Raw genomic sequence first — 13,523 nt, 5'->3', positions numbered from 1 at the left:
GGGCTTTCCGTACCTTAATACTGTGCACCGATAGTGTCCGGGCCGCCCGCTCAGGCCGCGGCGGTGCTGGACCTCACCACGAGTTCGCTGACGGGCATGGAACGGGTCTGGATACCGCCGGCGTCGAGCAGGGCGAGCAGCAGCTCCGCCGCCACCCGTCCCTGCATCCCCGGGTTGCGGGACAGCGCCGTGACGGCGGGCGACGCGAGCTGGCAGTGGAGCGAATCGTCCCAGCTGACGATCGCCACGTCCCCCGGGCAGCGCAGCCCGAGCTCGCGGAGGGCGAGGAGCCCGCCCATGGACATGAGGTCGTTGCCGAAGACCATCGCGGTCGGCCGGTCCCCGGGCGCGTGCAGGAGCGACACGACGGCGTCGTGCCCGGCCTCGAGCGCATAGTTCGCCTCGTACCGGACCACCTCGATGCCGTGCCCGGACGCGCACTCCGCCACGCCGCGGATCCGCTCCTCCTCGTGGAGGAACGTGCGGGGGCCGGAGACATGGGCGATCCTGCGGTGCCCGCGGTCATGGAGGTGGCGGACGATCGTGGCGGCGTCCCCGGCGTGATCGGTCGTCGTCCCGGAGAACGCGGGCGTCACCTCCGACTCCGGTGCCCCGTGCAGCACGAACGGCAGGCCCAGCCGGTCCAGCAGTGCGGGCCGGGGATCGTCGTGCAGGTGGTCGAACACCAGGACGCCGTCCACCTTCCGCTCGCCCGCCCAGCGCTCGTAGGTGGCGCGCTCCTGCGCCGGGTCCTTCCCCACCATCCGCAGCATCAGGGCCATGTCCCCTTCGGCGAGGGCGGTCTCGATGCCCGCGAGCATCGCCATGTAGTACGGCTCGGTGCCGATCAGGACGGGGTCGGCGGACAGCACCATCCCCACGGCCCCCGCCCGCGACCGGGAGAGGGCGCGCGCGGACGAGCTCGGGTACCACTCGAGTTCCTCCGCGAGGTCCAGGACGCGGCGCCGGGTCAGCTCGCTGACCCCCGGCTGGCCGTTGAGGGCGTAGGACACGGATGCCTTCGAGATACCCAGCCTCTTCGCCAGACCCGCAATGGTTTCCTTGGCCATGGCTTACACAATAGCCCCAGGAATTGCTTGACCCGCCCGGGCATATCCCCTAGGTTCGTGTAGTACCTGAACCGGTTCAGTAATCCCATTTTCTCAGCGAGGAGAATTCTCCGTGACGTATTCACTCCAGCTCTACACACTGCGGACGGCACTGGGGGAGGATCTGCCGGGCACCATCAAGCGCGTGGCCGCACTCGGCTACACCGCCGTCGAGCCCTACAACTTCGTGGCCACCGCCGACGAGCTCGCGGCCGCCCTCTCGGAGAGCGGGCTCACCGCCCCGTCCGGCCACGCACCGCTCCTGCGCGCCGACCAGGACGAGATCTTCGAGGCCGCCCGCAAGCTCGGCATCGGCACCGTGATCGACCCCCACGTGGAACGCTCGCACTGGACCACGGACGCGGACATCAGGGCCACCGCCGAGGCCCTCAACGCCGCGGCGAAGAAGGGTGCCGAGTACGGCATCACCGTCGGCTACCACAACCACGAGTTCGAACTCGAGGAGCGCATCGACGGCACCTCCGCGCTGGAGGTGCTCGCCGGCTACCTCGATCCCGCCGTGGTGCTCGAGGTGGACACCTACTGGGCCGCCGTGGGTGGCGAGGACCCCGTGGAACTGCTCCGCCGCCTCGGCGACCGCGTGCGCTTCGTCCACATCAAGGACGGACCGCTCACCAAGAACGACAAGGAGCAGGTGGCCGTCGGATCCGGGAAGATGCGCGTCTGGGACGTGCTCGACGCCGTCCCCGGCCTGGAGGCCGCCGTCGTCGAACTCGACGATTTCGAGGGCGACATCTTCACGGCCGTCACCGACAGCCTCGCGTACCTGAACGAGGGAAGGAAATGAGCGCCCCCATGCATGCCGAGCGCACGGGCCCCGTCGGCGTCGCCGTCATCGGCGCCGGGGTCATCAGCAAGGAATACCTGACCAACCTGACCAGCTTCCCGGACGTGAAGGTGCACATCGTCGCCGACATGTTCGAGGAGGTCGCGGCCGCCCGCGCCGCCGAGTTCGGCGTCCCGGCCTCCGGCGGCGTCCAGGACGCCCTGAACCACCCCGACGTCGAGATCGTGGTCAACCTGACCATCCCCGCCGCGCATGTCGAGGTGGCGACCGCCGCCGTCCACGCCGGCAAGCACGTGTGGAGCGAGAAGCCCTTCTCGCTGGACCGCGAGAGCGGCATCGGCCTGCTGAAGACCGCCGACGCCGCCGGTGTGCGGCTCGGCTGCGCCCCCGACACCTTCCTGGGTGCGGGCCTGCAGACCGCGCTGCGGCTCGTGGCGCGCGGCGACATCGGGGTCCCCCTGACGGCCCTGACCCTGATGCAGTCCCCGGGCCCCGAGTCCTGGCACCCGAACCCCGCCTTCCTCTTCCAGGAGGGGGCCGGGCCGCTGTTCGACATCGGTCCCTACTACCTGACCACCCTCGTGCAGACGTTCGGCGCCATCACGAAGGTGGCCGGGTTCGGCTCGAAGTCCCGCGAGACCCGGACCATCGGATCGGGTCCGAAGGCCGGCGAGGTCTTCGACGTCACCGTCCCCTCGCACGTCAGCGCGATCGCACAGTTCGCGAACGGCGAGTCCTCGCAGAGCATCTTCAGCTTCGACTCACCGCTCAAGCGGGCCGGGTTCGTCGAGGTCACGGGCACGGAGGGCACGCTCGCATTCCCCGACCCGAACAACTTCACCGGCGACCTGACGCTCACGCGGCGGGGGAGTGACGAGCCGGAGACCATCCCGGCGGTCGGCGCGACGTCGACCCGCGGCAGCGGTGTGCTCGAGATGGCACGCGCGCTGCGCGAGGGACGCCCGCACCGCGCCCAGGGCGAGACGGCCTACCACGTGCTCGACGCCATGGTCTCGATCTCCGAGAGCGTCGAGACCGGCGAGTTCGTGTCGCTCTCCAGCACGGCGACCGCCGCCGAGCCGCTGCCCGAGGACTGGGACCCGTACGCGTCCACCCTCTCCTGATCCCGGTGGGCGCCACGGAGTCGCTCCGTGGCGCCCACCGTCCAGGCCCGACGGCGGCCACCCTGCCGTCCCCCCACCACGAACGGAAGAACACCCCCATGACCTTTGTGCCTGTTGAGAATCGCTACGAGTCGATGCCGTATCGGCGGGTGGGGGCCAGTGGCCTGTTGTTGCCGGCGGTGTCGTTGGGGCTGTGGCACAACTTCGGGGATGACAAGGCGTTCGATGTGCAGCGCGCGATCCTGCGCCGGGCGTTCGATCTGGGGGTCACGCATTTCGATCTGGCGAACAATTACGGGCCGCCGGCGGGCAGCGCTGAGACGAACTTCGGCCGGCACCTGAGGGATGATTTCCGGCCGTTCCGGGATGAGCTGGTCATCTCCACGAAGGCCGGGTACGGGATGTGGCCGGGCCCGTACGGGGAGTGGGGGTCGCGGAAGTATCTGCTCTCGAGCCTGGATCAGTCGCTGGAGCGGATGGGCCTGGAGTACGTGGATGTGTTCTACAGTCACCGCCCGGACCCGGACACCCCGCTGGAGGAGACGATGGGTGCCCTGGATACCGCGGTGCGCTCGGGGCGTGCCCTGTATGCGGGGATCTCCTCGTACTCGCCCGAGCTCACGGTGAAGGCCGCGGCGATCCTGGCGGAGCTGGGCACGCCGCTGCTGATCCATCAGCCCTCGTATTCGATGCTGAACCGGTGGACGGAGAACGGGTCCCCGAACCTGTTCCAGGCCCTGGAGCAGGTCGGGGCGGGCTCGATCGCGTTCTCGCCGCTGGCGCAGGGGCTGCTCACGAGCCGGTATCTGGACGGGGTGCCCGAGGATTCGAGGGCGGCAGCGGGCAAGTCGCTGGATCAGGGGCAGCTCAGTTCCGGGAACCTGGAGCGGATCCGGGGGTTGCACGCGATCGCGGAGGGTCGGGGGCAGTCGTTGGCGCAGCTGGCGATCGCCTGGGTGCTGCGTGATCAGTCCAAGGGCACTCCGGTGACCTCGGCGCTGATCGGTGCCTCCAGTGTGGCCCAGCTCGAGGACAGCGTGGCAGCGGTGGGGAACCTGGCCTTCACGGCCGAGGAACTGCACGCGATCGACGAGTTCGCCGTGGACTCCGACATCAACCTCTGGGCGAGCGCACTCGAGGCCTAGCCGGAGAGCGATGACCACTGAACCGAGGCACGTGTCCCGCCCGGCGCGGGCACGTGCGGCACAGACCAGGGCGATGCACGGAAGGACGACCGTGGACCGGGACAGCAGCACGAGGGACGACCGGTCGGGCAGGGCGGCGGAGAGCCCGTGGCGACAGCTCCTGCCCGGGCAGCGCTCCCGGCTCATGGTGTTCGACCTCGCCACGCGGTCCTCGACCTGCGTCTTCGAGACCGAGGACTTCATCATCGAGGCGCCCAACTGGACGCCCGACGGTGAGGGGCTCGTCTTCAACTGCGACGGCCTCCTGTACCGGACGGCACCGCGGGCGGACAGCCAGCCGCGCGTGGTGTTCACCGGTGCCGTGAGCGACTCCAACAACGACCACGTGGTCTCCGCCGACGGGCGCTTCCTCTACCTGTCCTCCCAGGACGGGCACCTCTACCGGGTGCCGCTCGGCGGAGGGGAGGCGCAGCGCGTCACCCGTCCCGACGACGGGCTCGACGCACGCTACCTGCACGGCATCTCGCCCGACGGCAGCACCCTCGTGCACATCGGGGGCCGCCGCCGGCCGGACGGGATGCGCTTCAACATCTACGCCGTGGGCGTCGAGGACGGCACCACGCGCCAGCTCACGGACTCGGACAGCCCGCACGACGGCGTCGAGTACAGCCCGGACGGGCAGTGGCTCTACTTCAACTCGGAGCGCGGCTCCGAGCTGCCCGGTCACTCGCAGCTGTTCCGCATGAGGACCGACGGCTCCGGCCTGGAGCAGCTGACCACCGACGAGCGCGTCAACTGGTTCCCGCACCCCGCACCCGACGGCGCGAGCCTCGTCTACCTCAGCTACCCGCCGGGCGTGCAGGGCCACCCGCCCAACGAGCCCGTGCTGCTCCGCGTGGCCGACCCGGAGGGGCGGGACGCGTGGGACGCCGTCGCGCTGTTCGGCGGCCAGGGAACCCTGAACGTCAACAGCTGGGCACCCGACAGCAGACGGTTCGCGTACGTCGACTACCCCCTGGAGGACGCATGAAGATCATCGCCGCAGACGTCATCGTCACGAGTCCGTCCCGGAACTTCGTGACGCTGAAGATCACCACGGACGAGGGGCTCACGGGCCTCGGCGACGCGACGCTGAACGGCCGTGAGCTGGCCGTCGCGTCGTATCTCACGGAGCACGTCACGCAACTGCTGATCGGCCGGGATCCGCACCGCATCGAGGACACCTGGCAGTTCCTGTACCGCGGCGCGTACTGGCGGCGGGGGCCGGTCACGATGGCCGCCATCGCAGCCGTGGACATGGCCCTGTGGGACATCAAGGGCAAGGCCGCCGGGATGCCCGTGTACCAGCTGCTCGGGGGCGCGTCGCGGACGGCGCTGCGGACCTACGGGCACGCCTCGGGCCGGGACCTGCCCGAGCTGTTCGACTCGATCCGGCAGCACCTCGAGGAGGGCTACAGGTCCATCCGCGTGCAGACCTCCGTGCCGGGCATCACCTCCCTGTACGGGGTCGCCGCGCAGGCCCAGGCCACCGGCGAGCGGTACGACTTCGAGCCCGCCGGACGCGGTGCTCAGCCGACCGAGGAGGACTGGGACACCCGCGCGTACCTGCGACACATCCCCACCGTGTTCGAGGCCGTCCGGAACGAGTTCGGCCCCGAACTGCCGCTGCTGCACGACGGCCACCACCGCATGACGCCGATCCAGGCCGCGAAGCTGGGGAAGTCCCTGGAGCCCTACGACCTGTTCTGGCTCGAGGACGTGACGCCGGCGGAGAACCAGGAGGCATTCCGGCTCATCCGCCAGCACACCACCACGCCGCTGGCCGTGGGCGAGGTCTTCAACACGGTCTTCGACTTCCAGACCCTCATCCGTGAGCAGCTCATCGACTACGTCCGGGCGGCGTCCACGCACTTCGGCGGGATCAGCCCGCTGAAGAAGGTCATGGACTACGCCGCCCAGTACCAGATCAAGTCCGGGTTCCACGGGCCCACGGACGTCTCCCCCGTCGGGCTGGCCGCCCAGTCCCACGTGGGCCTGGCGATCCACAACTTCGGGATCCAGGAGTACATGGAGCACAGCGAGAGGACCAACACGGTGTTCGAGCAGTCCATGACCTTCGTCGACGGGTACCTCCACCCGGGGGACCAGCCCGGCCTCGGCGTGGAACTCAACGAGGAAGCGGCGGCGTCGTTCCCCTACCAGCAGGCCTACCTGCCCTACAACCGCCTCACCGACGGCACCGTCCACGACTGGTGAGGGTCCGTGCTCCCGGCGTCGGTGCCACACTGGCGTAGGCTGGAATCCTGCGGACACGTTCGCGCCACCTCTGGCGCCGTCCGCGAGGAGGCAGAATTGGTACAGCGCATGTCAGACCCCACCTATCGGGACCAGCAGTGGGAACTACGCTACGATCCGCGGATCGAGGACGTGAACCGGCTGTGCGACACGCTGGCCGAGTCGAAGCCCGGATCGGCGGTCCCCTACATCGACCCGGTGCACGACGTGGACGGCTGCAAGATCGTCAGTCTCTTCTCAAGCCCGGGAGCATCGTTGCCCTCGGGCTTCGTTTCGTTCGAGAACGACGACCCCAGCTCCATCCGCATGGCAGGGATCTACGAGGCCGTGGGCCTGCGACCGGATGCGGTCATGCCGTGGAACGCCTACCCGTGGTACCTGCCGGAAGGCAAGGAGCGGGCACTGACCATGGAGCAGATCGCCGACGGCGTGAAGCCGCTGCTCACGTTCCTGCAGCAGGTGCCCCGCGCGTCCGCCCTCGTGGCCCACGGAGCCGACGCCCACAAGGCCGCACGGCGGCTCATGAAGCTGGAGAACCGGGCCATCGCGAAGCGCGGCTTCAAGATCTACGAGGTCCGGTCCCCGGGTGAGCGCGCCTTCAAGGGGACGCCCGCCAACCAGGAGCAGTGGCTGAAGGACATCCAGTCGGCCTACACGGACGCGATGGGCCGTGCGGGCATCAGGGCCCGCCAGTCCATCTGACCGGCCGCTCGGGCCGGTGACGGGGACTACCGGGCCCCGGTGTGCCAGGATCCCGCACGGCCGAGTGCCAGCCCGCGCAGCGTCGCCGAGATGTCCTCGAGGGACTGCCGGACCCACTCGAAGGCCTCGTCGTCGGCCTGCCGGTCCTCGACGGCGGGGATGCACCCGTGATGGGCGAAGGCGAGGCGCTCGATGGTCTGCTCGAGGGTGTCGAGGAGTTCGGCCGACTCGGCGGCCAGCCGGTCGGCTTCGGCCCCGGCATCCTGCGCGGCGCGGACGCCGGCCACGAGGAGCGTGGTCCGGGAGAGGTCTGCGGCGTCGAGGGACGCGGGCGCAGACGGGCACTGTGTACTCATGGAGGACCTTTGCTCGGTCAGGAATGCGCCCAGTGGTTGCCAAGGGCACATGACATTGTCATGGACAGTCTGCCACCTGCAGTGGCCGCTCTACGCCAGGTCCGACGCAGGAATTCCGAAACCCGCCTGCGTCGACGCCCGGGGCACGTCGTCCGGACCCCGGGGGTCTGCCGGTTACGGCTCCTGCCGGGTGGTGAGGTAGGTGGAGCCGTCCGGGTTCCGCACCACCGTCCACTGCTGCAGTTCCTCCTGCCGCCGTCGGTGCGCCTCGTCGTCGCGGTACACGATGGGGCCCGTGGTGGTGCCGCGGGCAGCGGGCCCGAAGAACATGCGCAGCTTTCCCGTGGCGGTCATGAAGCGCGCGGACAGCGGTTCCTTCTTGCTCATTCCGAGGTCTCTCCTGGTGTCGTGCGGATGGCATCCGTACCGCGGGGGGAGCCCGGGAGCTCGGTCCCCGTGGCGCGGATGATGTCGTGCATGGCTCCGTTCAGTGCCTCCACCTGCTCGCGCGTGAGCCCGAGCCGCTCCATCATGGTGGCGGGCACCCTGCGCGCGGCGGCGCGGAGGTCGCGTCCCGCCGGCGTGAGGTCCACGGCGAGGGCCCGTTCGTTGCCGGGCACGCGGGTGCGGGTGAGCAGCCCCTGGGATTCGAGTCGCTTCAGCATGGGGGAGAGGGTCGCCGACTCCATGGCGAGCGCCCGGCCGACGTCCCGGACCGTGCGGGGGCTCTCCTCCCACAGGGCGAGCATCACGAGATACTGCGGGTGGGTCAGGTCGAGCTGCTCGAGCACGGGCCGGTAGGCGCCCACCACGCTCCTCGATGCCACGGACAGGGCGAAGCACAGCTGGCGCTCGAGCAGGAGGTCGTCGTCGAGGGTCGTCTCCACGGTGCGTCCGCCTCCAATCGTCAGTAGCCTAATAGTTAGTGTACTACTGATTGCGCGTTCGGTCCTCCGGCCGGCGCGGGGAATGATGTCCGCATGACGTCCTTCCCCGCCACGCGCTGGCCCGTCCGCACGGAGCGGCTCGCCCTCCGCCCCGCGGCGGTCGCGGACCTCCCGTCGGTCTTCGCCTATCGCAGGCTGGCCGCCGTCTCAGAGTGGCTCCCGACGCACCCGTCGGACGAGCACGCGTTCGTCGAGCGGCTGCGACAGCCCGAGCGCCTCGCCGCCACCTACGTCCTGGAACTCGGCGGCACCCTGATCGGGGACCTGTACCTCGCCGTCGAGGACGCGGTGGCCCAGGTGGAGGTCACCGCCAGGGCGCGCGCGACGACGGCCGAGATCGGCTGGGCCCTCGATCCCGCGTTCACCGGGCAGGGGTACGCCACGGAGGCCGCGGCGGAACTGCTGCGGCTCGCCTTCGAGGACCTCGGCGTACGGCGGGTCGTGGCACAGTGCTTCGCGGACAACACGCCCTCCTGGCGCCTGATGGAGCGACTGGGCATGCGGCGCGAATCGAGCACGCGAGCCGCGTCCCTGCACCGCTCCGGACGGTGGCTGGACGGGGTGGGATACGGCATCCTGGCCGAGGAGTGGCGCCGGCGGGCCGACGCCTAGGACGCGGGCGCGCCGTCGCGCGTGACGGTGCCGTCCGCCGAGCGCTCACCGATGAGCGTGAGTCCACCGGACCGGATCTCGTAGGCATAGGTGTCGCCCCTGCCGAGGAGGGGGAGTTCGCGCTGGCGGGGCTGCGGGCTGCCCGTCCCGGGCTCCCGGACCGGCCGGCAGAGCGACACGGTGCCGTCCTGGTAGGTCAGGCCCACCACCACCGCGGCGCGGGTCGCCGGGTCGGTATAGGCGTAGTAGCCGCTGGACCGGTCGGGCAGCACCGTGGGTTTCGACGGCAGTCCGCCGGTCTGGTTCGCGAAGGCCACGGCCTCGCAGACCCCGAGCGGACGGTCCTGCACCTCGACGCCCTTCCCGAGCGGTGGCGGCGCCTCACCGCGGGGCACCAGGTTCGCGGCGACGACCAGCAGCCCCACCACGCCGGCCGCGAGCCATGCGGTCCGGCGGCGCCGCGGACGCGCCTCCTCCGCGGTGGGGACGGCGGCCGCCGAGTCGCCGCCGGGCGGGGCGGGGGGCCGGGCGGACGCGGCACCCCTCCGGCCGCCGGAGGCGGGCGCGACGTCGGACGTCTCGTGGTCCCCGAGGTCGACGACGACCGGCCGTCGGTCACCCATGCCGTGGCCGTGTGTCCAGGGCGTCCAGGGCGTCCCGGGGCCCCGGTCCGGTGTCATCCGATCACGCCGACTGCCCCATGGTGAACCGGTAGCCGGTGTCCACGAGCTCCTCGAGGACGCCCGTGTCCACCGAGGCGAGGGAGGTGAGGTACAGGCATCCGGCGCCCCGCCGGTGCCGGCCGAGGCGCGGCAGCAGGAGCTCCGCCTCCGGCGCGGAGAGCAGCCCGTACAGGGCCTGGGCCGACGCTCGCGGGGAGAAGCCGACGGCCAGGGCGTCACCCTCGTGGCCCGACGCGTACCGGTAGTGGTACCGGCCGAAACCGATCATCGACGGACCCCACATCACGGCGGTCTCACCCGTGACCCGGCCCATCAGCTCGAGCAGCTCCTCGGCGTCCCTGCGGCGCGTCGGATGCGTCACCGTGCCGATGAAGGCCTTGGGGTCCTGCGCCGTCGGCTGCGTGCGGAGTCCAGCCATTCCCGACCACCTCTCCCGGGGCATGGGCGGCCCCGTACCCACTCTAGGACCGAAGCCGGCGGCCCAGAAGTGTCGGTGCGGACCGATATCCTTTCGGCACAGCCGCACCGTCGAGAGGTCGTATGCTCCAGGCCAGCAAGTTGCTCCAGATCAGCCGGATCTACGTGGAACCGGCCGCCGCCGAGCTCCCGCGCGGCAAGGAGATCATCGCGCGATGGCCCGACGCTGACGTCGTCGAGGTCGCCAGCCACTGGCGCATCCCCGAGCTCAGCGGCGACGAGGCGAACGTGCGGCGCTGGGTCCGCATCAAGACCGAGGCGCTGATCATCGGCGTCAAGAAGAGCCTCACGGCCAAGCCGAACGGCCGGTCCGCGGACTTCATCGCCCCGTCCACGGCGAACGGCTGTGCCATGGCGTGCGCCTACTGCTACGTGCCCCGCCACAAGGGCTACAGCAACCCCATCACGGTGTTCGCCAACATCGATCAGATCAGCGGGTACCTCGAGCGCCACGTGGCCCGCCAGGGCATCAAGCTGGAACCCAACCAGTGCGACGAGCACGCCTGGGTGTACGACATCGGGGAGAACAGCGACTGCTCCGTGGACGCGCTCGTCAGCGACAACGTGCAGGACCTCGTGGACCTGTACCGGGACCTGCCCACCGCGAAGCTGTCCTTCGCCACCAAGTACGTGAACCGCGACATGCTCGCCTGGGACCCGCAGGCACGCACGCGCGTCCGCTTCTCGCTCATGCCCGAGCGGCTCGCGAAGACCGTGGACGTGCGGACCACCCCCGTCAGCGAGCGGATCGCGGCGATCAACGACTTCGTGGAGGCCGGCTACGAGGTGCACGTCAACTTCTCACCGGTGATCGTCACGCCCGGCTGGCAGGCGGACTGGCGCGAGCTCTTCCGGCAGCTCGACGCCGCGCTGTCGCAGGCCGCGAAGCAGCAGCTCGCGGCCGAGGTCATCTTCCTCACGCACAACCAGCAGCTGCACGAGGTCAACCTGGGCTGGCACCCGCAGGCCGAGGAGATCCTGTGGAGGCCGGACCTCCAGGAGACCAAGCAGTCGCAGAACGGTTTCACGAATGTGCGCTACATCGCCTACGAGAAGCGCGGCTACCTCGACGGGTTCCTCCGCCTCGCCGCGGACGAGCTGCCCTACTGCCGGATCCGCTATGCGTTCTGACCGGGACGTCGTGCCGCCGGGGTCCGCGTCCGGTTCGACTCCGCCGCGCAGGGGGGCGGACTACCGGGACCCGGCGTGGCATCTCCCCCCCGAACTGCCGCGGCCCGTCATCATGGATCAGTTCTGGGCCGACGCGGTGTTCCTGCACTGGCGCATCGACGCCGGTGCCGTCGCCCGGTACATGCCGCCCGGCGTCGTGCCCGACGAGGTGGACGGCTCCTCGTGGGTCGGCCTGATCGGCTTCCGGATGATCGGCGCAGGACTCGGCAAGGGCCTGCCGGTGCCCTACTTCGGGTTCTTCACCGAGATCAACGTGCGCCTCTACTCGCGGGGGCCGGACGGCACCCGCGGCGTCGTGTTCGTGACCCTCGACGCCTCGCGCCTCGCCGTCGTGCTCGCCGCACGGGCCGGCGGCATCCCCTACGTCTGGTCCAGGTGCTCGCCGTCGACGCGCGGGAACGGCGGCCGGAGGGAGTACGGGTACGACGTCGTGCGGTACGGACGCCAGGCCGCGTCCCGGTTCGCCGTGCGTCCCGACCAGGGGGCGACCGCGGCGGACACGCTGTCGCTGGAGCTCACGGCGCGCTTCGGCCTGCACAGCACCTTCGGCCGCCGCACCCTCTACATCCCGAACACACACACCCCGTGGCCGGTCCGTCCCGCCACGCTGACGGAGCTCGACGACGGGCTGCTGGCCGCCGCGGGGATCCAGGTGGAGGGACCACCGGAATCGGTCCTGTTCTCACCGGGTGTGCAGACGCAGTTCGGGAGGCCGCGCGTGGTCCACCGGTCCTGACGGACGCCGCGGACGCCGCGGGCGACGCGCGTGACGCGCTCGTTCCGGGCCCGTTCCCTCCGGACCCCGGCGCCCGTAGGATGTCCGCGTGACACTCACACTGGGCATGATCACGATCGACACCACGGACGCCGAATCGCTCGCCCGGTGGTGGGCCGAGCAGACCGGAGCGGACATCACGCAGACCAACGACGGCTGGTTCGTGGTGCTCGAGGGCGGCGGGCTGCCGGTGATGCTGGCATTCCAGAAGGTCGACGAGCCGACTCCCGGCAAGAACAGGATCCACCTCGACCTGTCGGCGTCCGACCTCGACGCCGAGGTGGACCGCCTGCTGACGGCCGGGGCGAGCCTGATCGGGCGCCGGGGCGACGAGAACTTCCGGTGGGTCACGCTCGCCGACCCCCAGGGCAACGGGTTCGATGTGGCCGGGCACGCCTGAGGGCACCTGTCCCTGCACGGCACCTGTCCCGCCGCGGGCGACCCCACGTCGGCCGACCCCGTCCGGGTCCGCGTCAGCGCGCCCGGTCGTGGCGTCAGCCGAGCGCGATGCCCGACGGACGGATGCTGAGGGACTCGATGGTCGATTCCGGCGAGGCGTCGACCGCGAGCCGGACGGCCTTGGCCACCTGGTCCGGCTGGATCCACGCCGCGGGCCGGTAGTCCTTGCCCTCCCAGGCGTGCAGCTCCTCCTGCATGTCGGTCGCGACCCGCCCGGGGTGGATGGAACTGACCCGCACGCCGTGCGGACGCTCCTCCTCCCGGAGGGCGTCCGTGAACGCACGCAGCGCGAACTTCGTGCCGCTGTACACGGCCGAACCCGCTCCCGAGCTGTACCCCGAGCCGCTGTTGATGGTGATCACCTGGCCGTGCGCCGCGCGCAGCGCCGGCAGCAGCGCCCGGGTGAGCGCGGCCACCGCGAAGACGTTGACCTCGAAGCTCTCGCGCCAGGCGTCGTCGGACAGCTCCGCCACGGAGCCCATGCGCAGCACGCCTGCCGAGTGGACGAGCACGTCGATCCGCGGGATGCCGGCGACGGCGGCAGCCACCTGGCCGGCGTCGCGCAGCTCGGCCGCGAACGGCTCGGCGGACGGGAACGATGACGACAGGTCCGCGAGGGCGGTCAGGTCGCGTCCGCCGAGCAGCAGGTGATGGCTGGAGGCGAGCTCGTCGGCGATGGCGCGGCCGATGCCGCGGGATGCACCGGTGATGAGGGCGACGGGGTTCGAGGACATGCTGCAACCCTAGCAACGCAGGCCTGCGGGTGCGTCGGGCCGGACCGCACGGACCGCACGGCCTGCCGGGCGCTCCACCCCGCCGTCGTTCCCGGCTCCCGCGGGA

At 70.7% G+C, this 13,523-nt stretch carries 17 protein-coding genes; 10 read left to right on the top strand and 7 right to left on the bottom strand.

Annotated features, from left to right (window positions below; translation table 11 throughout):
* Positions 1 to 50: 50 nt before the first annotated feature.
* Positions 51 to 1,070, bottom strand: a complete 1,020-nt coding sequence (locus V6S67_RS15640) for a LacI family DNA-binding transcriptional regulator (RefSeq protein ID WP_334211100.1) — start codon at positions 1,068 to 1,070, stop codon at positions 51 to 53.
* 112 nt (positions 1,071 to 1,182) lie between these two features.
* On the opposite strand from V6S67_RS15640, the gene V6S67_RS15635 reads away from it, so the two are divergent.
* The 6 genes from V6S67_RS15635 to V6S67_RS15610 all read left to right on the top strand — a co-directional run bounded on the left by V6S67_RS15635 (position 1,183) and on the right by V6S67_RS15610 (position 7,183).
* The gene (locus tag V6S67_RS15635) at positions 1,183 to 1,917 is read left to right on the top strand and encodes a sugar phosphate isomerase/epimerase family protein (protein ID WP_334211099.1); all 735 of its coding nucleotides are present in this window, start codon (positions 1,183 to 1,185) and stop codon (positions 1,915 to 1,917) included.
* Positions 1,914 to 3,041 carry a Gfo/Idh/MocA family protein gene (locus tag V6S67_RS15630; RefSeq protein ID WP_334211098.1) on the top strand — a complete coding sequence of 376 codons (1,128 nt, stop codon included), beginning with the start codon at positions 1,914 to 1,916 and terminating at the stop codon, positions 3,039 to 3,041. The genes V6S67_RS15635 and V6S67_RS15630 overlap by 4 nt, the downstream gene beginning before the upstream one ends.
* A 98-nt stretch (positions 3,042 to 3,139) precedes the next feature.
* A complete protein-coding gene (gene mgrA / locus V6S67_RS15625) occupies positions 3,140 to 4,186 on the top strand; it encodes an L-glyceraldehyde 3-phosphate reductase (protein ID WP_334211097.1) in 1,047 nt (348 codons plus the stop codon).
* Positions 4,187 to 4,277: 91 nt separating this feature from the next.
* On the top strand, positions 4,278 to 5,216 hold the full coding sequence (locus V6S67_RS15620; RefSeq protein WP_334211096.1) for a TolB family protein: 939 nt from the start codon (positions 4,278 to 4,280) through the stop codon (positions 5,214 to 5,216).
* Positions 5,213 to 6,442, top strand: coding sequence for a D-mannonate dehydratase ManD (gene manD / locus V6S67_RS15615; protein ID WP_334211095.1), 1,230 nt, complete (start codon positions 5,213 to 5,215; stop codon positions 6,440 to 6,442). The genes V6S67_RS15620 and manD overlap by 4 nt, the downstream gene beginning before the upstream one ends.
* A 108-nt stretch (positions 6,443 to 6,550) precedes the next feature.
* Positions 6,551 to 7,183, top strand: a complete 633-nt coding sequence (locus V6S67_RS15610) for a uracil-DNA glycosylase (RefSeq protein ID WP_334211094.1) — start codon at positions 6,551 to 6,553, stop codon at positions 7,181 to 7,183.
* A gap of 26 nt (positions 7,184 to 7,209) precedes the next feature.
* Here V6S67_RS15610 and V6S67_RS15605 read toward each other — a convergent pair whose 3' ends face one another.
* From V6S67_RS15605 to V6S67_RS15595, 3 genes are all read right to left on the bottom strand, one after another.
* A complete protein-coding gene (locus tag V6S67_RS15605) occupies positions 7,210 to 7,539 on the bottom strand; it encodes a hypothetical protein (protein ID WP_334211093.1) in 330 nt (109 codons plus the stop codon).
* A gap of 174 nt (positions 7,540 to 7,713) precedes the next feature.
* Positions 7,714 to 7,926 carry a hypothetical protein gene (locus tag V6S67_RS15600; protein ID WP_334211092.1) on the bottom strand — a complete coding sequence of 71 codons (213 nt, stop codon included), beginning with the start codon at positions 7,924 to 7,926 and terminating at the stop codon, positions 7,714 to 7,716.
* Positions 7,923 to 8,426 carry a MarR family winged helix-turn-helix transcriptional regulator gene (locus V6S67_RS15595; RefSeq protein ID WP_334211091.1) on the bottom strand — a complete coding sequence of 168 codons (504 nt, stop codon included), beginning with the start codon at positions 8,424 to 8,426 and terminating at the stop codon, positions 7,923 to 7,925. Before V6S67_RS15595 ends, V6S67_RS15600 begins: the two co-directional genes overlap by 4 nt.
* 93 nt (positions 8,427 to 8,519) lie before the next feature.
* Here V6S67_RS15595 and V6S67_RS15590 point away from each other — a divergent pair, with 93 nt between their 5' ends.
* Positions 8,520 to 9,098 carry a GNAT family N-acetyltransferase gene (locus tag V6S67_RS15590; protein ID WP_334211090.1) on the top strand — a complete coding sequence of 193 codons (579 nt, stop codon included), beginning with the start codon at positions 8,520 to 8,522 and terminating at the stop codon, positions 9,096 to 9,098.
* Here V6S67_RS15590 and V6S67_RS15585 read toward each other — a convergent pair.
* Both V6S67_RS15585 and V6S67_RS15580 read right to left on the bottom strand, forming a co-directional pair.
* Entirely contained in the window at positions 9,095 to 9,721 is a 627-nt protein-coding gene (locus tag V6S67_RS15585) for a hypothetical protein (protein ID WP_334211089.1), read from the bottom strand. The genes V6S67_RS15590 and V6S67_RS15585 overlap by 4 nt on opposite strands.
* 61 nt (positions 9,722 to 9,782) lie before the next feature.
* On the bottom strand, positions 9,783 to 10,199 hold the full coding sequence (locus V6S67_RS15580) for a DUF1801 domain-containing protein (protein ID WP_334211088.1): 417 nt from the start codon (positions 10,197 to 10,199) through the stop codon (positions 9,783 to 9,785).
* A 122-nt stretch (positions 10,200 to 10,321) separates the two neighbouring features.
* Between V6S67_RS15580 and V6S67_RS15575 the strand changes: the two genes are divergently transcribed.
* From V6S67_RS15575 to V6S67_RS15565, 3 genes are all read left to right on the top strand, one after another.
* Entirely contained in the window at positions 10,322 to 11,389 is a 1,068-nt protein-coding gene (locus V6S67_RS15575; protein ID WP_334211087.1) for a spore photoproduct lyase family protein, read from the top strand.
* A gap of 112 nt (positions 11,390 to 11,501) precedes the next feature.
* Entirely contained in the window at positions 11,502 to 12,185 is a 684-nt protein-coding gene (locus tag V6S67_RS15570; RefSeq protein WP_334211624.1) for a YqjF family protein, read from the top strand.
* A gap of 88 nt (positions 12,186 to 12,273) precedes the next feature.
* Positions 12,274 to 12,624, top strand: coding sequence for a VOC family protein (locus V6S67_RS15565; protein ID WP_334211086.1), 351 nt, complete (start codon positions 12,274 to 12,276; stop codon positions 12,622 to 12,624).
* 94 nt (positions 12,625 to 12,718) lie between these two features.
* On the opposite strand, the gene V6S67_RS15560 is transcribed toward V6S67_RS15565, so the two are convergent.
* The gene (locus V6S67_RS15560; RefSeq protein ID WP_334211085.1) at positions 12,719 to 13,417 is read right to left on the bottom strand and encodes an SDR family oxidoreductase; all 699 of its coding nucleotides are present in this window, start codon (positions 13,415 to 13,417) and stop codon (positions 12,719 to 12,721) included.
* Between the last annotated feature and the right edge of the window lie 106 nt (positions 13,418 to 13,523).

This window comes from Arthrobacter sp. Soc17.1.1.1, assembly GCF_036867195.1.
Taxonomy (GTDB): Bacteria; Actinomycetota; Actinomycetes; order Actinomycetales; family Micrococcaceae; genus Arthrobacter_D.
The sequence above is the reverse complement of the archived record's forward strand: the minus strand, read 5'-3'. Positions and strand labels throughout refer to the sequence as shown.

Excerpts from the sequence above, each read along its gene's own strand:
- V6S67_RS15585 (WP_334211089.1), bottom strand. The coding sequence starts at position 9,721 with ATGGGTGACCGACGGCCGGTCGTCGTCGACCTCGGGGACCACGAGACG.
- V6S67_RS15600 (WP_334211092.1), bottom strand. The coding sequence starts at position 7,926 with ATGAGCAAGAAGGAACCGCTGTCCGCGCGCTTCATGACCGCCACGGGA.
- V6S67_RS15640 (WP_334211100.1), bottom strand. The coding sequence starts at position 1,070 with ATGGCCAAGGAAACCATTGCGGGTCTGGCGAAGAGGCTGGGTATCTCG.
- manD (WP_334211095.1), top strand. The coding sequence starts at position 5,213 with ATGAAGATCATCGCCGCAGACGTCATCGTCACGAGTCCGTCCCGGAAC.
- V6S67_RS15605 (WP_334211093.1), bottom strand. The coding sequence starts at position 7,539 with ATGAGTACACAGTGCCCGTCTGCGCCCGCGTCCCTCGACGCCGCAGAC.
- V6S67_RS15630 (WP_334211098.1), top strand. The coding sequence starts at position 1,914 with ATGAGCGCCCCCATGCATGCCGAGCGCACGGGCCCCGTCGGCGTCGCC.
- V6S67_RS15570 (WP_334211624.1), top strand. The coding sequence starts at position 11,502 with ATGGATCAGTTCTGGGCCGACGCGGTGTTCCTGCACTGGCGCATCGAC.
- mgrA (WP_334211097.1), top strand. The coding sequence starts at position 3,140 with ATGACCTTTGTGCCTGTTGAGAATCGCTACGAGTCGATGCCGTATCGG.
- V6S67_RS15590 (WP_334211090.1), top strand. The coding sequence starts at position 8,520 with ATGACGTCCTTCCCCGCCACGCGCTGGCCCGTCCGCACGGAGCGGCTC.
- V6S67_RS15575 (WP_334211087.1), top strand. The coding sequence starts at position 10,322 with ATGCTCCAGGCCAGCAAGTTGCTCCAGATCAGCCGGATCTACGTGGAA.
- V6S67_RS15610 (WP_334211094.1), top strand. The coding sequence starts at position 6,551 with ATGTCAGACCCCACCTATCGGGACCAGCAGTGGGAACTACGCTACGAT.
- V6S67_RS15560 (WP_334211085.1), bottom strand. The coding sequence starts at position 13,417 with ATGTCCTCGAACCCCGTCGCCCTCATCACCGGTGCATCCCGCGGCATC.
- V6S67_RS15580 (WP_334211088.1), bottom strand. The coding sequence starts at position 10,199 with ATGGCTGGACTCCGCACGCAGCCGACGGCGCAGGACCCCAAGGCCTTC.